Genomic DNA, 19,649 nt, shown 5'->3' on the forward strand with positions numbered 1-19,649 from the left:
CGGCTTGCACTGGGCACGCCATGAACTCACCTGGGACGCCATCGACGCACTCGCTCGTGGATCCGCAGGACCCGAGGTAGTGCGCCTTCTTCGGCGCTCCGAACGCAGCCGCACCCTTCTGGTGCTGCGCGCCATCCTGGACGAAGCCGAGCGGAATCCGGAGACCCAAGGGGATCTCACATCACTGCATGCGGCATGGGATCTGCTGGACCGTGTTCAGCGAACGGCGCCAGGAGTGCTCGATGCGGTGCTGGCCTATCCCTACGTCAGCAGCTGGGCCGGGCACACTTTGCGCCGGCTGCGGGGACGAGCCGCGGAGCCTTCGCCGCTGTGGGCACATCTGGGGCACCTCGGCAGCGTTGCTGCCGCCGCAGCGATACGTGCCGGGCTGGACATACGCCTGTCTGTGCCTGCGCGAATGGGCATGGTCTCGTTGCCGACGCTCGGTACGGCGTACATCCCCGACACGTCCGGGATGCCTACGACACCGTGGTCCCTCGCCGGGATCTATTCATCTGCAGGGCGCACCGAGATCAGCGTCGGCCAGGCCACCGTGGTGCTGCCCGACGACCCCACCGAGGACGCTCCGGGCTGGTGGGGTCTGCGCCGCGTAGACATTCGCACTCGCCCGGGGCAGCAGGCCCTCTCCCTGCACCTCGACGACCTTGACCCTTACCGCGGCCTCAACAGCCCCCTTCCGCCCGACCGAGTCGGCACCGTCCAGGTGCGACGCTGGAAGCACTTGCTGACAGAGGCATGGAGCATTGTCTGCGCCCATCTTCCCGAGCAGGCGGGCACCCTGAGCGCTGCATTGGACGCCCTCGTGCCGCTGCCTCCTCAAGGCCGTTTCCTTGTTTCCAGTGCTTCCAGCGGAGAGGCGTTCGGGGCTGTGCTCATGTCTCTGCCCAGGGATCCTGCCGCCCTGGCCGCCACCCTGGTCCACGAGTCCCAGCACATCCTGCTGGGGGGACTCATTCACCTCGTCGCGCTACACGACAACGCACCGGAGCCACGCTTCTATGCTCCGTGGCGTGACGACCCCCGGCCCATCTCCGGCATCATCCAGGGCATCTACGCCTTCTTTGGCGTGGCCCGCTTCTGGCGCGCTCTGGCCGGCACCTCTGATGAACGGCTGCGCCGCACCGCGGCCTTCGAGTACACACGGTGGCACACCCCTACCTGCCGGGCGCTGGACATGCTTTTGAAGGATCCGGGACTTACGGACGCGGGGAGACGGTTCTTCGAGGGAATGGGAACGCAACTCCTCTCCTGGCAGGACGAACCATTGCCCTCGGACGTCACCTTGGCTGCCACGACTGTGGCAAAGGATCACGAAACGCACTGGCGGTTGGCCTATCTGCGGCCCGATTCGGAGCTGGTGAAAGGGATCGCCCGCACTTTTCAGACTGATCTCGACGGATTACAGGAATCCTCTCTCAGCCCGGGCCGTTCGCGGGCGGACACCACTCTCACGGAACCGACCATTCCTTGGCCTCAGACACGCGCCGACCTGATCCGCTGCTCGGTTGGAGAAGGCATGACCGACGCGGACTTCCGGACACTGGAAGCCGAAGCAAGCCCCGGGGATCTGGCACTTGCCGCAGGCCGACACTTCGCCAGCCAACACGCCTACCGTGCCGAACTGGCAGCCTCTCCGAACTCCGCCTCGGCCTGGGTCGGTTTCGCCCTCGCCTGGGCGTCCGCTCACCCCGGCCCGGGACCGGCTCTGCTACTGCGGCGACCGGCGCTCGTCCAGGCTGTGTACCGGCTGCTGCGCGAGGCCGGAGAACAGCCGGAGCCGGACGTACTGGCCACCTGGATGGCCACGCGATGGCCAGGCCTCGCGAGCATTCATCCCTGCCCCCGTACGGCAATGGCGTAGCGGTAGCCAAGCTTGGCGTTGCCGGTGGTCCATCGGACACCGTCAACCGACTGGCAATAGGCAGACTGCAACTGCGACTCCGGCAGGTCGGGCATCTCCATGCCGAGATGAGACGCCTGGACCCGGTACTGGGAGTACGGCGAACAGGAGACTCTGAGCCCGTCCTTGCCCTTGATCGTGACCCTGAGCTCATCGGTCACATGAAGGACGTCCGTGTAGCACTTCTCCTCGCTGTCGATAAAGGCAAAGGCCCCGATCAGGTCGAGCTCGACTTCGAAAGAGCACCGCGTTCGTCCCAAGCCGAGAGACACCGGCACGCGTACAGCTCCCACCTCGACCGCCCGCCCGTTGATGCTGGAGCTGTCGACGAGAATCTGTCTGTGCCGCTTGACGAAGGCCACCGTCGGATCGGACTCCACCCCGTCCACGCATACGCGCCGCACCACGATGCTCGACCACTGCGGTCGCCCCTCGGGCACCTCTGCGATCATCGTGAACAACAACCAGGGGACAACGGCCGCGTCGGGTGACTCCACCTCGCACACCATGTGAACCGACGCGTCACCTCCGGAATCGATGACGAAGGTGTCATGCCTGCGGCGAAACCGTATGAGCTGTGGGACATAGGCTTCGAGCTCCCGCAGGTGGGCCAACGCACGCACCTGCTTCCGAACCGAGTCCGCCAGCAACCACAGCGCGACCCCGCCTGTAGCGATGGACGTGACGATCAGCACCCAGGTCAGGACAAGGAAAACGGCGCTCTTGGAGGCGTCGGAACTCAGGCCGACCAGTGTTCCCGCGATAGTGAGAACCACGGAGAGCACGGCCGAAACAAATGCGGCGAGCGCCGCGCTGACCCCCTCTGGACGCTGTGGTCTGCTCACCGCGAATACCCCCCGAGGCCGTGGCCGCCCACGCGACAGTTCCTTCGAGAGGCTGCCCCGTGGCCTGGAGGACATCACGGGGCGCTTCGAGGCATGCCGTGCGATGACGTGCGCCCCCAGCCAGGGGGGGACCGGCGTCAGTGGAGGCCGAGCATGCCCGGTGAGTCGATGTCGACGGTCAGGATGCCGGGGGGATAGTCGCCCTTTCGTCCGGTCAAGATGATCGACATACCGCCGGTTTCGACGTGCGGGGTCGCGACGTAAAGGGTGTGGCAGACGTCGGGCCCGCCCCAGCCATCCCGGACCATCGCGCCGACCGTTGCCGCCGCTGTCTGATGGAGCGGGTCAACCATGACTCCCGGGAGCGCGATCACATCGCCTGCAGTCCCCTTCTCCATGGACTCCGCTTGCATCAGACACAGCGCAGGGATGTGCAGCCAGTCCCCGGGCGTGTGAGCGACGTTGTCGACGAGGCGGTGGAGGGCTTCGCGCCCTTGAGCGAGTGCGACCACCGCACTGGTGTCGAGAATGATCACGCTGCGTTGCCTCGCAGGGTGTGCATCTTCTCGGCGGCCATCGCGTACACATTGGCCAGGACGTCCGGCCCTTGGTCGAACTCCTCGTCGGTCAACGTGCAGCCCATCCGCTCACGCAGCACCTTCCGTGTGGCAGCGACACGTTCCGCGATCTGTTCTGCGGTCAGCTGCTCGGCAGCCAACTCCTCGACGAGCTGCCCCAAAGTCACCCCCCGCTCTTTGGCGACCTGCGCGAGATGGTCGCGGGTTTGTCGGGACACCTGGATGGTCGTGTGCTCTGCCATAGCTCCACCATAGCGACACCACAACCCTAGGGCTGCCCGTCTGTGTCCGTTTTCATCGGTTGGTGTGGACAGGCCTCCCGCCCTTGACGCGGGCGAGGAACGACGCCCAGGGGCTCGCGCCGAACACAAGTATCGGGCTGTGCGGCAGCTTGCTGTCGCGGACGGGAACTATGCCGGGGCAGTTGTCGGCGACCTCGAGGCAGTTGTTGGCTCCCCCGTCGCTGTAGCTCGACTTACGCCAAGTGGGCTTCATGATCTGCGCTCCTCCAGTACGTCCCGGATGAACGTCAGCGAGTCCGACGGGGACAGCGCCAGATCCCGCAGCAGATCGTAGGACAAACGGTGGCGCAGGACAGCCTCCGGCTCATCCGTCAGCAGACCGCTGCTGTCGCCTTCCGTGTAGGCCGCGGCGCTTCCGTCCTCCTGCCAGAGCAGGGTCAGAGACCCCTTCCCCATGAAGGGATGCACCCCAGCGGAGAACGGCAGTACCTGCACGGCGACATCGGGCCACTGGGCCACGGCCTCGATGTGCAACAACTGGCCGTCCCAGATCTCCGCGGTAGCCGAGGGGCGACGGAATGCGGGCTCGTCGATGATGAATCGGGCACTGGGTGCCGGCTCCTTCCGCAGCAGAAGCTGCCGCCCCAGGCGTGCGGCCACCTGTTCTTCGACGTCATCGCTGTTGTCTGCCGTTGTCTGGGGCCCAGACAACACCTCTCGGGCGAACTCCTCTGTCTGCAACAGCCCAGGCACGTCCGGCGTGTATACGCGCAGGATCCGAGCTGTCTCCTCCAGCTCCATGTACCTCTTGTACTTGTTCTTGAAGGCGTCGAGCTGGGCCATCCTCCAGAGGGTCACCAGCAGATCACCGGACCCGTAGTAGCTGTCCAGGTCCTCCATGACCGCCCGCTTGGAGAGCCGTTCTCCCTTCTCCAGGCGGCTCAGGTAGCTCTTGTCGTACCCGGTGTCGTCGGCCAGGTATCCCAGCGATTTCCCCGCCTGCTCCCGCAGGAACTTCAGCGTCCGGCCGAGCACACCCCGCCCCGACTCCCGCTCCCCGTCAACCACTTCGCCCACGTCACCCCTCACCGTTGCCTGGAGCGCCAGGCAACACCTGACCCCTTCCGCAGCGTACGGGCGGCACGTAACCATCGAGACACGAACGGTAATCACCGCTCGTCAACCCACCTGCCTGCCCCGGAAGGGACACCCATGCGCCTACGCCTCCGCGCCGCCGAACTATGCGAGTCCCTGCTCCTGACCCTCGTACGACTCCTCCTCCCCACCCAAGGCCGCCACCGAGCCACTCCCGATCGACGCCGCGACCTGGAGGTCTACGCATGAGACTGCTCCCCTGGACCGGCGCCGACGGCAAGGCCTGCTACCTCTCCACCGACAACCCCGACAGCGTCCTCTCGCAGCTCGCCGACGACGTCGAAGCCGCGCAGCTCACCTCCGCCGAGCAGGTGCTCGCGGGTGCCAGAGCCGTACTCGGTGACCCCAAGGCCGGTGAACGCGCCGTGCGTTTCGCGCTGACACGGGCCGTGGAGTCCCTGGGAGACGTGCTGCGGGTCGCGGTCAGTCGTGGGGGTGGCGGCGCCCGATAAAGCGGGACATGACAACCGGCCAGCTGTCAATGTCCTGTCGTACCCACCAGTACCGCAAACACCTGCGCCCGTTCTGACATCTTCACTGCCGTCACAGAACGACAAGCAGGAGTGAGCCAACCCCCATGCGTCTCATTCGCACATCGACTCTCAGGAAATGCGGCGCTGTTGCCGCAACCACCGTCCTCGCCATAACCGGCCTGCTCACCGGCGCGGGGACCGCGACCGCCGGGCCCGCCGGGGCGACCAACATCCGGGGCGTCGACCCCGGTGACACCGACCGGATGATCGAGCGGCTGTGCGGTCAGGAGACGAGCCTGACGGGCGTCTACGGCGCCCTCAACGTCGACACCGGTGAGTTCAAGACCCAGGACGAGTACCTGCGGGACGTCTTCGGGCTGTGGAAGCCCGCCGGGCCGTGGGAGCTGTTCCGAGGCTGGTGCGGGTACGCCGAGGCCTCGACCTGGTCCATCAAGGGCGACACCGTCCGCACGTCCCGGTGGATCGGCAACAAGGGCTCCGCCGACGACAAGGAGACCTTCGTCAGCAGCTACAGCACCAAGACGTTCGCGAAGAAGAGCGTCGGCGGCACCATCAGCCTCTCCCTCGCCAAGAGCATTTTCAGCGGAACCGTGGGCGGCAGCGCCGGGTACGAGTGGGGCTGGGAGAAGGAGTCCAAGTTCGAGACCCGCAGCGAGAAGACCATTCCGCCCTGCCGGCAGGTCGCCGTGACCTGGACGCCGTATCAGCGCGTGGTGCGCGTGAACCCCGTCTTCCACGTCGAGGACTATCAGTGGAACAAGGGCGACGGCGACCGGACCGTGCACAGCTGGCGTGACCGGGGGTACCAGACCGTCTACTCGCACGGTTACTACATCGACGGCATCTCCGACAAGCTCCTCCCCAGCGGCCAGCCCGACGGCCGTGAGGACAAGATCGAGGAGAAGCTCGACCCCGCGTCCTGCACGAAGTAAGGCAGACAGCGCGAGGCGGCAACCTTTCCGTGTGGGGCGACGACTGATCAGCGGTCATTCCCCCACACGGAACGGATCGCCGTATGAGTGAGCCGCGCAGCAAGGCCCGTCATCGTCACCGCAGAAACCGCACCGCCCTGGCCGTCACGGTCCCCCTGGCCCTGACCGCCGCCGGCACCCTCGCCTACGGCACCGACCTCGGCGTCCTCGGCGGTACCGGCCGGCAGGCCTCCGCCGCCGCCCCGGCGTGGGCCGCCGACACCGCCGACGGGTTCGCCTCCGTCAACTCCCTCGGGCAGAACGGGACGTACGGCGGGCGGGACGGCAAGACCGTCACCGTCAAGACGCAGGCCGAGCTGGAGAAGTACGCCACCGCCGCCGAGCCGTACGTCATCGTCGTCGCCGGAACCATCGCCATGAACCCGGTCGGCAAAGAGATCAAGGTGCAGTCCGACAAGACCATCGTGGGCCAGGGGACCTCCGGGCACATCGTCGGCGGCGGGTTCTTCCTCGGGTCCGGCGTGCACAACGTGATCATCCGGAATCTGACCATCCGGGACGCGTACCAGGGCGTGTGGAACGACAAGGACCATGACTTCGACGCCATCCAGATGGACGGTGCTCATCACGTCTGGATCGACCACAACGATCTGCGGCACATGGCCGACGGGCTCATCGACGTCCGCAAGGACTCGACGAACGTCACCGTCTCGTGGAACAAGCTGAGCGACAACAACAAGACCTTCGGCATCGGCTGGACCGAGAACGTCAAGACCGACATCACGATCCACCACAACTGGATCCGCGAGACCGAGCAGCGCAACCCCTCCACCGACAACGCCGCCCACGCCCACCTCTACAACAACTTCCTCGAGGACGCCGCCGGCACCGACATCAAGTCGTCGTACGGCAACTACTCGCGCGGCGCGACGAAGATGGTCCTGGAGAACTCCTACTTCCAGGGCATCAAGAACCCCGTCATCAAGGACAGCGGCGCCGCGATCGTGCAGCGGGGCAGCGTCTTCTCCGGGACCAGCGGAAGGAACGAGAGCGGCGGGAGCGCCTTCGATCCGAAGGCCTACTACCCGTACACCCTCGACCAGGCCGCCGATCTTCCGTCCATCCTCAGGTCCGGTGTCGGGCCCCGTTCCAACCTCGGTACGACGGCCGCCTCCACCAAGGCCGCCGCCGCGACCACCCTCACCGTCGCCGCCGACGGCAGCGGTCAGTACAGGACCGTGCAGGCCGCCGTGAACGCCGTACCGGCGAACAACCCCGCCCGTGTGGTCATCGCCGTGAAGCCGGGGACGTACCGGGAACTCGTCAAGGTGCCGTCCAACAAGCCGCACGTCACCATCCAGGGCACCGGCGGCAGCCGCAAGGACACGACGATCGTCTACAACAACGCGGCCGGTACGCCCAAGCCCGGCGGCGGTACGTACGGCACCGGCGGGAGCGCCACCGTCGCCGTCGAGGCCGACGACTTCCAGGCCCGGAACCTGACCATCTCCAACGACTTCGACGAGAAGGCCAACCAGAGCCTCAGCGGGCATCAGGCCGTCGCGCTGCGGACCGCCGCCGACAAGGTGTTCCTGGACGGGATCATCGTCAGCGGCGACCAGGACACGCTGCTCGTCGACACCGCCGCCAAGGACCGGCTCGGGCGGGTCTACGTCAGCAACTCCTACGTCGTCGGCAACGTCGACTTCATCTTCGGGCGGGCCACGGCCGTCGTCGACAAGTCCGTCATCACGCTGAAGAAGCGGTGGGACGGCACCTCGGCCGGTTACGTCACGGCGCCCAGCACGGCCGCCAACCGCAAGGGCATCCTGATCGCCAACTCCACGGTGAACGGCGATGTGTCGAACGGCAGCTTCTACCTCGGCCGGCCCTGGCACGCGGGCGGGGACGCCTCGCTCGACCCGCAGACCACGGTCCGCAACACCAGCCTCAGTGGCGCGGTGAAGTCCACGCCGTGGACCGACATGAGCGGCTTCTCGTGGAAGGACGACCGGTTCGCCGAGTACAAGAACTCCGGTGCCGGTGCCGGGTCGGCCAACTCCAACCGGCCGCATCTGAGCGACGCGCAGGCCGCCGACCAGGAGGTCGCGGACTGGCTCGCGGGCTGGACGCCTTCGGCGTCCTGACGGCTCCCTTCCGGGTCCGGCTGACAAGCGGCGCCGGACCCGGAAGGGTCACCACCCTTACTGCTTCCAGGCGTAGTGCAGCCGGTCCAGGCCGCTCTGGTTGTTCAGCTTCAGGCTGAGCTTCGTGCCCGTGCCCTGGAGCGTCGCGAGGGAGTAGGTGTCACCGTTGCGCAGACCGGGCCAGTAGACGGAGCCCAGGCCCAGCTCCCGGATGGTGTCGGTCGCGGCCTGTATGTACGCGACCTCGTTGGAGGTGCCCACCGGGCCGTTGTAGTCCAGGCCGGTGGTCATGGAAGCGCCGAACTCGTCGAGGATCGTGCGCGAGGCGCAGTCGCCGATGCGCGCCTTGAAGTCCGCCTTCCACTGGTCGACGCTGGTCCAGTCGGTGTGCCAGAAGCCGTAGTTGTGCAGGGCCAGGCGCGTGCCCTTGAGGCGCGGGTCGGCGCAGACCGGCTTGACGTCCTCGCTGTACTTGTAGCCGCCGATCAGCATCCGGTCGCGTGGCACCTTGCGGTAGGTGCTCACCCACTGCGCGGCGACGTCGGTCCACTCCTGGGCGGTGTAGCCGAACGGCTCGTTCATCGGCTCGAAGTACACCTTGGAGTTGTGGGCGTAGGCGGAGGTGATCCGCGCCCACATCTGGTTCCAGGTGGCCTGGTCGTCGATCTTGCCGTCCTTGGCGTTGTCGGCCTCCCAGTAGCCCAGGATGACCTTGAAGCCCTTGGCGGTGGCGGCGTCGATCGCGCCCCGGTACGACTTCCAGAAGGGGCCGTTCACCGAGGTCGGGTTGACCGGGAGCCGGACGGTGTTGGCGCCGAGCTCGGAGAACCCGGTGATGATCGCCTTGGACTTGGCGTAGGTGGTGGCGTAGTTGTCGGTGGTGGACAGGCCCGAGGGCACGACCGCGTCGTCGGCGTAATTGTCGCGCGGGTCGGCCCAGTTGACGCCCTTGAAGTCGCTGACGGGCGGCGGTGTGGCGGGACGGGAGGCTGGCGAGGCGGCAGCGGGGGAAGCGAGCGCTCCGCCGAATGCCGTGACGCAGGCCAGCAGTGCCCCCACGCAAGCTGTCCCGCGATGGTTCCTTTGAGACACGACATCCCCTTCTGAGCATGTGCGAAGGTGAGCAGCCCGCAATCGGACCGCTCAGTGGAGCACGAAACTAGAAGGGGACTCGAACAGAGGTCAACACTTCTGCACACAAAGTTTCACCCAGGGAGCGACCCCGGGCGGTGGTCGACCTCAGGAGGACTTCTCTCCGTCCGAGGACGACGAGGACATGTCCTCCAGGTTCTTGCGGGCTTTGTCCGAGAGCTGCTTCTTCCCGGCCAGCACCTCCCGGTAGTACTGCGCGCCCTTCTCCTTGGCCATCGGGAAGTCCTCGTCGAACTCCTCCGCCTCGTGGTACGGGTCGCCCTGCTTCGTCAGGGCACCGCGCATGGCCTTGCCCGCCCCGGGGAACCTGCGCTCCTCGGACTCCTTCATGACCCCGTAGAGCATGGCGGCGGCCCGTCGCTGCGTCGCACTCATGGTGCCGACGATGTCCTGGTCCGGTTCCTCGCCGCGCGCCGCCGCCGAGACCACCGGCAGGTGCTCGGCGTCGAGCGCCCTGACCAGCTCGTTGTACGTGGTTCCGAGGTCCTCGCTGCCCGGGTGCTGGGTCTTCTTGTTCGACGTGATGTACGGGCCGGCCCCTCGGCCCTTGTTCACCGTGTACGGGCCGAAGGGGCTCTGCCCGGGTCCGTACACGGGCGCCGTCTGACCACGTTTCCCCGCCCGCTCGTTGGCCCTGCGCAACCGGCTCAGCCCGTCCATGGGCTTCTCCTCGGCCGGGCCTTCGCCGTTGCCGCCCTGGGGCATGCGCTGAACGGCCACGAAGGCGGCGTTTCCGGCGGTGCGCTGGAGGGACATCGCCGCGTCCGGTGTCAGCTGCCCCCCGGCTGCCAGCCGGGCCGCCTGGGGGCCGTCCTCGTGCGGTCGGAGGAGGGGCCGGTGGGGGTGTCCGGCCCGCGCGTCCGCCTCCGACTCCGGGGACCTACCGTGCCTGTGCATCCGCATCATCCTCGTCTCGGTCCGGTGCGCCCGCCCCAGTCTCCGGAGGATCACACGGTGCGGGCAGCGTCCGGAGGCCAGACTTCCGGGCACATTCCCCTGCGCGAAAAGCCCTCGGAACCGCTGTGGCTCAGCCGCCCACCGACAGCCCCGAGCCGGACAGCCGCACCCGGATGCCGTCCTCCTCGACCCGTACGTCGTCCAGCTGTACGTTCCCCTGCTCCGGCTTCGGCAGCTCGAACGCCAGCGCGAGACGGTCGGCCAGGACCGGGCGGGTCAGGCCCGACAACTCGGTGAGGAGACCGGGGTCGAGGCCCAGGCGCTTGAGCACCTCGGGGTTGTTCAGGGCCAGGTCGATCAGGTTGAGGCGCTCGGCCTGGCGGGCGAAGCGCGGGGAGCCGGTCAGCTCGGCGAGCTTGCCGTCGTCGGCCAGGGCCTGGTTCACGGTCGCCTCGGGCACGCCCATGCGCTGCACGATGGCCGGGACCGAAAGCAGCGCCTTGGCCTTCTGTGTCTCCCGGGCCAGGTCGGCGGACGCCTTGGGCGTCAGATGCAGTCCCTCCGAGGCGCGCTTGCCGGGGCGGTAGGTGGCGAGGTCCCCGATGTCCAGGCGCATGCCGCCGATCTCCGTGGCGATGCCCCGCTCCCCCTGCCGCTGGATCCGGGCCTCGGCCCGCAGCTTCAGGTTGTGCCCGGCGACCGGCAGGGTGCCGCGCGCCCGCACCCGGTCCCGGCCCTCGCCGGTGAACGTCACCTGGGAGGCGCCGAGTTCGCGGTTGAGGTCCTCGAAGGACAGCATGACGTCCCCGTCGAACCGGGGGACATCGGCGCCGCGCACGGAGGTCAGGCCGTCGGCGTTCAGCCGTACGTCATGGGCCGTGGCCGACACCTTCGCCAGCGAGACCCGGTCGGCGGCGACGTCCGGGACGGTCAGCTTCACCGACTCCAGCCGCTTGTCGGCGAGCTGGGTGAGGAAGGGGAAGCCGCCGATCTCCACCTCGGGCGCGGCGGCCAGGTCCAGGCGGTCCTTGAGGGTGTCCGCGGCCTTGTGCTCGGCGTACAGCACCGCCCAGCGGTCACCGAGGGCGGCGAACGAGGCGAGGACGACCAGGCCCACCACCGCCTTCACCGCGAGCGGCAGCCCGGCGAAACGATTCTTTCGACGTCGGCCGCCGCGACGGTGGTCGGGCGGCGACCACTCCGGTTCCTGCTCGTCCCGCTGCTCCGCGTCCTCGCCGAGGAAGTCCTGCAGAGGGGTCGCCTCCAGAGGCCCGTCGTCGAGGGCGCCGAGTTCGTCGTAGGGGTTGTTGGGCTGTTCGGAGCGGTCGTCGGAATGGTGCGTGTCCATGCGGTGGGGGGTGCGCATCGTCTCATCCGACCATGCGCACCGCCCCACCTCGCAACCTGAACCCCACCTATGCGATTTACTTCACGATCGTGATGCGGTCCGCATTGGGCGGCGCGATCGGGTTACCGGCCGACGAGTTGGCCGTCAGGTACTGCTCCAGAGCGGCCAGGTCGTCGAGGCCGACGACGTCGTTCGTGCCCTGGCCCAGCGTCGGGAATCCGTCGCCGCCGCCCGCGAGGAAGCTGTTCGTCGCGACGCGGTAGGTGGCCGCCGGGTCGATGGCCTTGCCGTCCAGCTTGACCGAGTCGGTGACCACCCGGTCGGCACCGGACTTGGTGAGGTCCAGCGTGTAGGTCAGGCCGGACGACACCTGGAGAACCTTCGGCGCCGCCGCGTTCGGGCCGGTCACCTGCTCCTTGAGGACCTGGATCAGCTGGGCGCCCGTGAAGTCCTGGAGGTTCACGGTGTTGGCGAACGGCTGGACCGTGAAGCCCTCCGCGTAGGTCACGACACCGTCGCCCTCACCGGCTTTGGCCGCATACGTCAGGGGTGCCCGGACACCGCCCGGGTTCATCAGCGCCAGGTCGGTCTCCGGGTCGAGCTGCTTGCCGTGGGCGAGCTGGGCGTCGGCGATCAGGTCGCCGAGCGGGGACTCGCTGCCGGTGTTGCCGATGTCGCCGGAGATGTAGCCGATCGCGCGGTTGCCGATGGGCGCGGCCAGGGTGTTCCACTTGCTGATCAGCTGCGTCATGTCGGGCGCCTTGGGGACGTCCCGGGTGACCACGCGGTTCGCCGACTTCACGGCCGTACGGGCGATGTCGCCGGTCCTGCGGTCGTACGTCAGCGTGGTGTCGGTGTAGAGGCGGCCGAAGGACGCGGCCGAGGTGACCATGCGGGGCTTGCCCGCCGGGTCGTCGATGCTGCACACGTACGCGTTGTGGGTGTGGCCGGTGACCAGCGCGTCCACCTGCGGCGTGACGTTCTTGGCGATGTCGACGATCGGCCCGGAGATGCCGTCGCCGGCACCCGGGGAGTCACAGTCGTAGTTGTACGACGTCGACGCCGGGAAACCGCCCTCGTGGATGAGGGCGACGATCGACTTCACGCCCTTCTTCCGCAGCTCCTTGGCGTACTTGTTGATCGTCTCGACCTCGTCCTTGAACGAGAGGCCCTTGACGCCCTCGGCGGAGACGATGTCCGGAGTGCCCTCCAGGGTCACGCCGATGAAGCCGACCTTGACGTCCTTCTTCTTCCACACCCAGTAGGGCTTGAGGATCGGCTTCTTCGTCTTCTCGTCGAGGACGTTGGCGGCCAGGTAGGGGAAGTCGGCGCCCTTGAACTTCTTGTCCGTGTAGCAGCCGTCCTTCGGGTGACAGCCGCCGTTCTGCAGACGGCCCAGCTCCTTGGCGCCCTCGTCGAACTCGTGGTTGCCGACGGACGTGACGTCGAGGTCGAGCTTGTTCAGCGCCTCGATGGTCGGCTCGTCGTGGAAGAGCCCGGAGATCAGCGGGGAGGCGCCGACCATGTCGCCGCCGGCGGCGGTGACGGAGTACTTCTCGCCCTTGCGGGCCTCGCGCAGATGCGTGGCCAGGTACTCGACGCCACCAGCGTCGATGGTCTTCGTCGTACCGTCCGCCTGCTGCTCGGTGACCCGGCCGGAAGAACCGGCCGGCGGCTCCAGGTTGCCGTGCAGGTCGTTGAACGACAGAAGCTGGACATCCTGGTAGCGGCCGGGCCAGTGACCGCCCTTGCGGTGGTCCTCGCCGGCGGTCGCCGACCCCGGCAGCCCCGCGGCGGCCAGCGCGCCGACGGTGACGACACCGGCGGCGAGAGCGGCGAAACGGTTCGTACGACGTCTACGGCGCTCCCGGTGCACCGGTGCCGGTGAAGTGGCTGGCATACGCCCCCCTGTGGGTCTGCTGCTGCTTGCTTGGACAGTGATGTCGTCCGGCGCAGCCTAGAGTCAACGCGCGTAGCGCGACAGGGCTTTCGTGGTTACGACCTGGTTGCTTCTTTGCCGCCGTTTTGCCGGTGGGTCCCCGTACCCTCGTACGCATGACCAGCGACGACACCGTACGGCCCGGCCGCCCCCGCTCGATCGAGACCCTTGCCGCGCTCTCCCCCGAGCAGACCGAGGCCGTGCTCGGGCTGCTCGCCGAGGCCGCCGGTACCGACGGGCAGCAGGCGGTGTCCGAACAGGGCCGGTTGCAGTTGCGGGGCGGCGAGCGGGAGGGCGTGGCGCATCTGCTGCTCACCGTCGACGGCGAACTCGTCGGCTATGCCCAGCTGGAGGACACCGACCCGGTGGAGCCGCCGGCCGCCGAGCTGGTCGTCCACCCCGGGTATCGCGGGCACGGGCACGGACGGGCGCTCGGATCCGCCCTGCTGGCCGCCTCCGGCAAGCGGCTGCGGGTCTGGGCGCACGGCGGCCACTCCGCCGCCCGGCATCTCGCGCAGGTCCTGGGCCTGACCCTGTTCCGCGAACTGCGTCAGATGCGACGCCCGTTGACCGGCTTCGACGAGCCCTACCCGACGCTCCCCGCGGGCGTCACCGTCCGCCCCTTCGTCCCCGGCCGGGACGACGCGGCCTGGCTCGCCGTGAACGCCGCCGCCTTCGCCCACCACCCCGAGCAGGGCTCCCTCACGCAGCGGGACCTCGACGACCGCAAGGCCGAGCCGTGGTTCGACCCCGCCGGTTTCTTCCTCGCCTTCCGCGGCGACGAACTCGTCGGCTTCCACTGGACCAAGGTCCACGCCCAGGAGGGCCTCGGCGAGGTCTACGTCCTCGGCGTCGGCCCCGGCGCCCAGGGCGGCGGCCTCGGCAAGTCCCTCACCACGATCGGCCTGCGGCATCTGGCGCATCAGGGCCTGCCCACGGCGATGCTCTACGTCGACGCCGACAACAAGGCGGCGGTGACCGTGTACGAGCGGCTGGGGTTCGAGACGCACGAGGTGGATCTGATGTACCGGACGGAGACCTGAGGGAGCCGGGCGAGGCCGGGACCGGTGAGCCGGCGGATCAGTGAGCGGTGAGTCCGCCGTCGACGACGAACTCCGCCCCGGTGACGAACGAGGACTCGTCGCCGGCCAGGAACAGCATCGTGGGAGCGATCTCCTCGGGGCGGCCGGCCCGCCGCATCGGGGTCCGCGCGACATCGGGCTGCTGATCCCCCTCCGCGTCGAGGATCTCCTGGATCATCGGGGTGGCGATGACGCCCGGGTGCACGGAGTTCACGCGAACACCCCGCGTCGCGTACTCCACCGCGGCGGTCTTGGTGAGCAGGCGTACCGCTCCCTTGGACGCCTGGTACGCGGCGGCTGCCCCGCTGCCGATCAGCCCCAGGACGGACGAGGTGTTGATCACCGAGCCGTTGCCACTCGCGCGCAGCAACGGCATGGCCGCCTTCATGCCCAGCCAGGTCCCTGTCTGGTTGACCGCGATCACCCGGTCCCACGCCTGGCGATCGGTGTCCTCGACACCGGGCCAGTCCACGACGCCCGCGATGTTCACCAGCACGTCCAGCCGCCCGAAGTGCTGCTCGACCCGGGTGATGGCCTCTCCCCATTGCTGTGCCGAGGACACGTCCAGGCCGATGCCCACCGCCTCGGCGCCGCCGCTCCGCAGCCGTGCCGCGAGGTCCGCCGCGGCGTCGGCGGCGGCGTCGGTGACCAGGAGACGCGCTCCCTCCCGGGCGAACAACTCCGCGGTGGCCCGGCCGATGCCACCTGTCGCGCCGGTGATCAGCGCTGTCTTGCCTGCCAGTCGTCCCGTCATGGCGGTGCTCATTTCGCGTCCCTGTCTCGTGTGCCGGACATCCCGGGTGCTGGGTGTTCCGGGTGCTGGGTGTCCCGGGTGCTGGGTGTCCCGGGTGCTGGATGTCCTACGTGCTGGTGTGTCGTGCGCTGGTGTGTCATGTGCTGGTTCAGAGCGCGGTGAAGCCGCCGTCCGCGGCAACCACGGCTCCCGTGACGAAGCTCGAGCGCGGTGACGCGAGGAAGCACAGGACCTCGGCGATCTCCGCGGGTTGTGCCACCCGTCCCAAGGGCTGCGCATCGGCGAAGGAAGCCAGATACGCCCGGCTGTCGGAGCGGAACGTGTCGAGAAAGTCGGTCTCGACGACGCCCGCGGCGACGAGGTTGGCGCGGATGCCCAGGGGCCCGCCCTCGACGGCGAGCACCTTGGTCAGTTGGGCCAGAGCGCCCTTGGACGCGCTGTAGGCGGCGCCTTCGGGCAAGGCGACCGTGCACGTGTAGGAGCCGGTGCCGACGATGGCTCCACCGCCCCGGACCTTCATGGCCCGGAAGGCTTCGCGGGCGAAGAAGAAGGAACCGCGGGCGTTGACCGCCATCACCGCGTCCCAGTCCTCGGCGGTGGTGTCGGTGACGGGCTTGTTCAGGGTGAGCCCGGCGTTGTTCACCAGGATGTCCAGCCCGCCGAAGGCGTCCACGGCGGTCTGCACCGCCCGGACGGCGGTCTCCTCACGCGTCACGTCGCCGGTCACCGTCAGGACGCCGGGAAACTCTTCCGGCAGGTTCTCGTTCTCGGGACGCAGGTCGATGGCGACGACATGGGCGCCGCGCTCGCTCAGCAGCGCCACCGTCTCCCTGCCCACGCCCCGCGCGCTCCCGGTGACGAGAGCGACCTTCCCGGCGAATTCGGCGCTCTGCCGGTCGCCGTCGGCGGTCCCGGTCATGGCGGGCTCCTCTCCTCGGTTCCTTCGATCAGCGCGCTTCTTCGCGTCTGTCGTTCTTCCACCGAGAGTGGGCAGGTCAAGGGCCATCGCCCAGGCCGCACGCTGCCTGGGTGCGGCACACCCAGGCAGCGCCAGGACCCCACGCCTAGCCTGGACGCATGGCTGACAACCACCTGGGCGACTTCCTCCGCGCACGCCGCGCCGATCAGCGGCCGGAGGACGTCGGCATGGCGAGTTACGGGACCCGCAGGGTCGCCGGACTGCGGCGTGAGGAGGTCGCCGTCCTGGCCGGAGTGAACGCCGACTACTACACGCGCCTGGAACAGGGGCGCGAACGCAACCCCTCACCCCAGGTGCTCGACGCCCTCGGCCGCGCGCTGCGGCTCGACCCGGATGCCCGCGCGCACCTGTACCGGTTGGCCGGGGCCGCTCCGGGCGACCATGTCGCCGTACACACCGCCGACTCGGTCAGCCCCGCGCTGCGGCAGCTGATGGACGGCTACCCGAACACCCCCGCCTTCGTCGTCGACCGGACCCTGGACATCCTCGCCACCAACGCCCTGGCCGACGCCCTCTACGCGCCGTTCGACCCGGCGGACAACCTGGCGCGGATGACGTTTCTCGACCCCGCGGGCCGGCACTTCTACACGGACTGGGACCGGGCTTGCCAGGCCACCGTCGCCAACCTGCGCCACGCGGCAGGCTTCGACCCGAACGACTCCCGGCTACGGGCACTGGTCCGCACCCTCACCGAGCACAGCACGGAGTTCACCCGCCTGTGGAACGCCCACACCGTGCGCGGCAAGACCCGGGACGCCAAGCACCTCCTCCACCCGGAGGTCGGCGCCCTCACCCTCACCTACCAGGCGTTCGACGTACGGGACGCGCCCGGCCAGCAGCTCGTCATCTACCACGCCGAGCCGGGCAGCTCCAGCGCCCAGGCCCTGGGCCTCCTCGGCTCCCTCCACGCCACCCGGCGCCCGTCCGAGGCCCGCCGCCAGGGTCGGGGCTAGCCTCCGCTCACCGCACAGGCTCAGCCCACGACGGGCGCCAGGTCTCCCCCTCGGTCGGGCGGGGGCGCGTCGCCAGCAGGTGGTCGCGGAGGGCGGCGAGGCCGGGGTGCGGGTTGTCCGTGCGCCAGAGCAGTGCGTGCGGGTAGACCGGCATCGGGTCACGCACGGGGACGAGGCGCAGGTCGTGGCCGGTCGGCCAGACGAGCGGGGTGCGTTCGCTGAGGAAGGTCGCCAGGGCAGGGGAGGCCGCGATGGTGTCGAGGAGGGCCTCGATGCCGAAGTTGGGGCCGATGGTGTCGATGGTAGGGCCGAAGGTCTCGGCGAGTTCGTCGTAGTACGCGGCCCACTCCGTGCCGGGCTCGTTGCCCGGCATCCAGATCCGGTGCCCGGCCAGCTGAGCGGGCGTCACCGAGGCGGCCCGGGCGAACGCGTGGCCGGGGCCGACGCACAGCCGCAGCGGCTCGTCGAGGACCGGGACGGCTTCGACGCCGTCGGGGAGCCGGTGCCCGGGCATCGTGACGGCACGGAACGTGGCGTCGACGGCCCCGTCCCGCACGGCGGCCAGCGCCGTGTCCGCGCCGAACAGCGTGACGACGTCCAGGGTGATCTCCGGATGCGCCCGGTGGAAGTCCCGTACCAGTCCGGCCGTGGCGACCCGGCGCCCCACGACGTCGACCCGTAGCGCACGGTCCCCGGGGCTCACGGCGGCCACCGCCCGCTCCTCGGCCCGGAGCAGGGCCCGGGCGTGCGGCAGGAGCGCCTGCCCGTCGATGGTGAGCTCCGCTCCCCGGGCGGTGCGCACCAGCAGTCGCACCCCGAGGTCCTTCTCCAGCGCGGCGATCCGTTTGGAGACGGCCTGCTGAGTGAGGGACAGATCCACGGCGGCCTTCTGGAACTGCCCGGAGTCGGCGATCGCGACGAAGGCTCGTACGGCTTTGAGGTCCACGCCGGAGACTGTAGATACACAACTCGTGGTTGAGTGCTCAGCGGTCCTGAGGCGGGCCGAGCAGGCGGTGCAGGCCGGGCTTGATGTCCGGGGCGCTGATCGAGCCGTAGCCGAGGACGAAGCCCGGGCGCGCGGAGCGGTTGGCGGCCACTTCCGCCAGGGTGTAGACCGCCACGCCGGTCGCCCGGGCTCGGCCGGCCCGCTGTGCGAGAGCGTCGGGGTCGGCGAGCCGGCCCCGGGTGAACGTGGTCACGTGCAGGCCCGCGGCCGACGGCACCAGTTCGGCCAGGTCTGGCGACACCTTGCGCGGACTGGACCCTGTACGGCCTCCTACGCCATCTGGTCAGCCAGAACGAGGGGTTCACCGCCTCCGCGCGCGGCGCGGGTGAGCCATGGGCCGTGTGGCGCGACGGCGACCTCGGTGATGATCCGGCCGGAGCGTACGAGGCGTCGGTGGACGAGGTCACCGCGGCGTTCGCGGAAGACGACGCACTGGAACGGCGGTTCGCGCTGCCGGAGGTGGGCGAGGGCTTCGCTGTCCCCGGACGGACGGCGATCGGCTTCCATCTGCTCGACTACGTGGTGCACGCCTGGGACATCGCGGTGACGATCGGCGCCCCGTGGGAGCCCGCCGACGAACTCATCACCGCCGCGCTGCGCGTCGCATCCCTCGTCCCGGAGGAGGGCCGCGGTGCCGGTGCCGCGTTCCGCCGGCGGATCGCCGTCCCCGACGACGCCCCGCCGGGCGACCGGTTGCTCGCGCTGCTCGGCCGTGACTCGTCCTGGACGCCGGGGCCATGCTGAGGAGCCGCTGGTGCCGGGGCCCGGCCGGGGACTTCCTGGGCGGCAGCGCCGCGGCGAACGGCGTCGACAGCGGTGTGCGTGGTCGCCGGAGCGGCTCGCTGACGGTCAGCGTCACCGAGTTCACCAGCGACGCGTACCGGGACCTGCCCGGCATCGCGCGTCACGGCTTCGCGCTGCGGCGCCGCTGGCCGGATCTCGACGGCGCGGTCGGCATGTGGTTATAGGTCGCGCCCTTGGCCCGGCGATGCGGATCGGTCTCGGTGTGGACCGAGCGGCGAGCCCTGGCGGCGTTCGTACGCCTGCCGGAGCATGTCGCGATCATGGACGAGTACCGCGAGCGAGGCACGATCAGGTCGGTGATCCGGGAGTACGAGAGCTGCGACGCGGCGCGGATCCGGCGGGACGCGGAGGCATGGCTGATGTCGGACGATCGCCGACGTGCCGCGCGGGGGGGGCGGCACGACGACAGAGCGGCTGACAA

General features: G+C 69.1%; 21 protein-coding genes. 8 read left to right on the forward strand and 13 right to left on the reverse strand.

The annotated features are described in order from the left end of the window. Positions 1–4: 4 nt before the first annotated feature. A complete protein-coding gene (locus tag OHU35_RS19780; protein WP_405506196.1) occupies positions 5–1,882 on the forward strand; it encodes an HEXXH motif domain-containing protein in 1,878 nt (625 codons plus the stop codon). Here OHU35_RS19780 and OHU35_RS19785 read toward each other — a convergent pair. The 5 genes from OHU35_RS19785 to OHU35_RS19805 all read right to left on the reverse strand — a co-directional run bounded on the left by OHU35_RS19785 (position 1,852) and on the right by OHU35_RS19805 (position 4,759). Further along, a complete protein-coding gene (locus OHU35_RS19785; protein ID WP_189729511.1) occupies positions 1,852–2,766 on the reverse strand; it encodes a hypothetical protein in 915 nt (304 codons plus the stop codon). The genes OHU35_RS19780 and OHU35_RS19785 overlap by 31 nt on opposite strands. Positions 2,767–2,903: 137 nt before the next feature. Continuing rightward, positions 2,904–3,302: a hypothetical protein gene (locus OHU35_RS19790; protein WP_359893117.1), complete on the reverse strand. Its 399-nt coding sequence runs from the start codon at positions 3,300–3,302 to the stop codon at positions 2,904–2,906. After that, positions 3,299–3,586: a hypothetical protein gene (locus OHU35_RS19795; RefSeq protein WP_359893114.1), complete on the reverse strand. Its 288-nt coding sequence runs from the start codon at positions 3,584–3,586 to the stop codon at positions 3,299–3,301. Before OHU35_RS19795 ends, OHU35_RS19790 begins: the two co-directional genes overlap by 4 nt. 52 nt (positions 3,587–3,638) lie before the next feature. Further along, positions 3,639–3,839: a DUF397 domain-containing protein gene (locus OHU35_RS19800; RefSeq protein WP_405506198.1), complete on the reverse strand. Its 201-nt coding sequence runs from the start codon at positions 3,837–3,839 to the stop codon at positions 3,639–3,641. After that, on the reverse strand, positions 3,836–4,759 hold the full coding sequence (locus tag OHU35_RS19805) for a helix-turn-helix domain-containing protein (RefSeq protein WP_405506200.1): 924 nt from the start codon (positions 4,757–4,759) through the stop codon (positions 3,836–3,838). Before OHU35_RS19805 ends, OHU35_RS19800 begins: the two co-directional genes overlap by 4 nt. Positions 4,760–4,926: 167 nt before the next feature. Between OHU35_RS19805 and OHU35_RS19810 the strand changes: the two genes are divergently transcribed. From OHU35_RS19810 to OHU35_RS19820, 3 genes are all read left to right on the forward strand, one after another. After that, positions 4,927–5,193, forward strand: a complete 267-nt coding sequence (locus OHU35_RS19810; RefSeq protein WP_405506202.1) for a hypothetical protein — start codon at positions 4,927–4,929, stop codon at positions 5,191–5,193. 125 nt (positions 5,194–5,318) lie between these two features. Then, a complete protein-coding gene (locus OHU35_RS19815) occupies positions 5,319–6,167 on the forward strand; it encodes a hypothetical protein (RefSeq protein WP_189729513.1) in 849 nt (282 codons plus the stop codon). Positions 6,168–6,250: 83 nt separating this feature from the next. Next, a complete protein-coding gene (locus OHU35_RS19820) occupies positions 6,251–8,314 on the forward strand; it encodes a pectinesterase family protein (RefSeq protein WP_189729515.1) in 2,064 nt (687 codons plus the stop codon). 57 nt (positions 8,315–8,371) lie between these two features. Here OHU35_RS19820 and OHU35_RS19825 read toward each other — a convergent pair whose 3' ends face one another. The 4 genes from OHU35_RS19825 to OHU35_RS19840 form a co-directional block, all read right to left on the reverse strand. After that, complete coding sequence (locus OHU35_RS19825; RefSeq protein WP_189729517.1) at positions 8,372–9,406, reverse strand: glycoside hydrolase family 5 protein; 1,035 nt, start codon at positions 9,404–9,406, stop codon at positions 8,372–8,374. A 147-nt stretch (positions 9,407–9,553) separates the two neighbouring features. Continuing rightward, on the reverse strand, positions 9,554–10,363 hold the full coding sequence (locus OHU35_RS19830) for a hypothetical protein (RefSeq protein WP_189729519.1): 810 nt from the start codon (positions 10,361–10,363) through the stop codon (positions 9,554–9,556). A gap of 130 nt (positions 10,364–10,493) precedes the next feature. Further along, positions 10,494–11,729 (reverse strand): DUF2993 domain-containing protein, encoded by a 1,236-nt coding sequence (locus OHU35_RS19835; protein WP_189729521.1) that lies wholly within the window; start codon positions 11,727–11,729, stop codon positions 10,494–10,496. A 58-nt stretch (positions 11,730–11,787) separates the two neighbouring features. Then, a complete protein-coding gene (locus OHU35_RS19840; protein WP_189729523.1) occupies positions 11,788–13,611 on the reverse strand; it encodes a bifunctional UDP-sugar hydrolase/5'-nucleotidase in 1,824 nt (607 codons plus the stop codon). Between the two features lie 155 nt (positions 13,612–13,766). Between OHU35_RS19840 and mshD the strand changes: the two genes are divergently transcribed. Further along, a complete protein-coding gene (gene mshD, locus OHU35_RS19845; RefSeq protein WP_405506206.1) occupies positions 13,767–14,693 on the forward strand; it encodes a mycothiol synthase in 927 nt (308 codons plus the stop codon). A 37-nt stretch (positions 14,694–14,730) separates the two neighbouring features. Here the strand turns inward: mshD and OHU35_RS19850 are convergent, their stop codons facing one another. Continuing rightward, positions 14,731–15,486 carry a glucose 1-dehydrogenase gene (locus OHU35_RS19850; RefSeq protein WP_359893084.1) on the reverse strand — a complete coding sequence of 252 codons (756 nt, stop codon included), beginning with the start codon at positions 15,484–15,486 and terminating at the stop codon, positions 14,731–14,733. A 148-nt stretch (positions 15,487–15,634) separates the two neighbouring features. Beyond that, complete coding sequence (locus OHU35_RS19855) at positions 15,635–16,405, reverse strand: SDR family NAD(P)-dependent oxidoreductase (protein ID WP_405506208.1); 771 nt, start codon at positions 16,403–16,405, stop codon at positions 15,635–15,637. Between the two features lie 158 nt (positions 16,406–16,563). Between OHU35_RS19855 and OHU35_RS19860 the strand changes: the two genes are divergently transcribed. Continuing rightward, on the forward strand, positions 16,564–17,418 hold the full coding sequence (locus OHU35_RS19860) for a helix-turn-helix transcriptional regulator (RefSeq protein ID WP_405506209.1): 855 nt from the start codon (positions 16,564–16,566) through the stop codon (positions 17,416–17,418). 7 nt (positions 17,419–17,425) lie between these two features. On the opposite strand, the gene OHU35_RS19865 is transcribed toward OHU35_RS19860, so the two are convergent. Both OHU35_RS19865 and OHU35_RS19870 read right to left on the reverse strand, forming a co-directional pair. Beyond that, entirely contained in the window at positions 17,426–18,364 is a 939-nt protein-coding gene (locus OHU35_RS19865) for a LysR family transcriptional regulator (RefSeq protein WP_405506211.1), read from the reverse strand. 37 nt (positions 18,365–18,401) lie between these two features. Continuing rightward, positions 18,402–18,665 (reverse strand): hypothetical protein, encoded by a 264-nt coding sequence (locus OHU35_RS19870; protein ID WP_189729538.1) that lies wholly within the window; start codon positions 18,663–18,665, stop codon positions 18,402–18,404. 38 nt (positions 18,666–18,703) lie between these two features. On the opposite strand from OHU35_RS19870, the gene OHU35_RS19875 reads away from it, so the two are divergent. Together OHU35_RS19875 and OHU35_RS19880 are read left to right on the forward strand one after the other, a co-directional pair. Then, positions 18,704–19,168 carry a TIGR03086 family metal-binding protein gene (locus tag OHU35_RS19875; protein ID WP_229873392.1) on the forward strand — a complete coding sequence of 155 codons (465 nt, stop codon included), beginning with the start codon at positions 18,704–18,706 and terminating at the stop codon, positions 19,166–19,168. Then, positions 19,162–19,392, forward strand: coding sequence for a hypothetical protein (locus OHU35_RS19880; protein ID WP_189729540.1), 231 nt, complete (start codon positions 19,162–19,164; stop codon positions 19,390–19,392). Before OHU35_RS19875 ends, OHU35_RS19880 begins: the two co-directional genes overlap by 7 nt. Positions 19,393–19,649 lie beyond the last annotated feature (257 nt).

Source organism: Streptomyces purpurascens (assembly GCF_045040895.1).
Taxonomy (GTDB): Bacteria; Actinomycetota; Actinomycetes; order Streptomycetales; family Streptomycetaceae; genus Streptomyces; species Streptomyces purpurascens.

What these genes read in the sequence shown, in the direction of transcription:
- OHU35_RS19880 (WP_189729540.1), top strand. Translation starts at nt 19,162, where the DNA reads ATGCTGAGGAGCCGCTGGTGCCGGGGCCCGGCCGGGGACTTCCTGGGC.
- OHU35_RS19795 (WP_359893114.1), bottom strand. Translation starts at nt 3,586, where the DNA reads ATGGCAGAGCACACGACCATCCAGGTGTCCCGACAAACCCGCGACCAT.
- OHU35_RS19850 (WP_359893084.1), bottom strand. Translation starts at nt 15,486, where the DNA reads ATGACGGGACGACTGGCAGGCAAGACAGCGCTGATCACCGGCGCGACA.
- OHU35_RS19800 (WP_405506198.1), bottom strand. Translation starts at nt 3,839, where the DNA reads ATGAAGCCCACTTGGCGTAAGTCGAGCTACAGCGACGGGGGAGCCAAC.
- mshD (WP_405506206.1), top strand. Translation starts at nt 13,767, where the DNA reads ATGACCAGCGACGACACCGTACGGCCCGGCCGCCCCCGCTCGATCGAG.
- OHU35_RS19830 (WP_189729519.1), bottom strand. Translation starts at nt 10,363, where the DNA reads ATGCACAGGCACGGTAGGTCCCCGGAGTCGGAGGCGGACGCGCGGGCC.
- OHU35_RS19840 (WP_189729523.1), bottom strand. Translation starts at nt 13,611, where the DNA reads ATGCCAGCCACTTCACCGGCACCGGTGCACCGGGAGCGCCGTAGACGT.
- OHU35_RS19815 (WP_189729513.1), top strand. Translation starts at nt 5,319, where the DNA reads ATGCGTCTCATTCGCACATCGACTCTCAGGAAATGCGGCGCTGTTGCC.
- OHU35_RS19855 (WP_405506208.1), bottom strand. Translation starts at nt 16,405, where the DNA reads ATGACCGGGACCGCCGACGGCGACCGGCAGAGCGCCGAATTCGCCGGG.
- OHU35_RS19820 (WP_189729515.1), top strand. Translation starts at nt 6,251, where the DNA reads ATGAGTGAGCCGCGCAGCAAGGCCCGTCATCGTCACCGCAGAAACCGC.
- OHU35_RS19810 (WP_405506202.1), top strand. Translation starts at nt 4,927, where the DNA reads ATGAGACTGCTCCCCTGGACCGGCGCCGACGGCAAGGCCTGCTACCTC.
- OHU35_RS19835 (WP_189729521.1), bottom strand. Translation starts at nt 11,729, where the DNA reads ATGCGCACCCCCCACCGCATGGACACGCACCATTCCGACGACCGCTCC.
- OHU35_RS19860 (WP_405506209.1), top strand. Translation starts at nt 16,564, where the DNA reads ATGGCTGACAACCACCTGGGCGACTTCCTCCGCGCACGCCGCGCCGAT.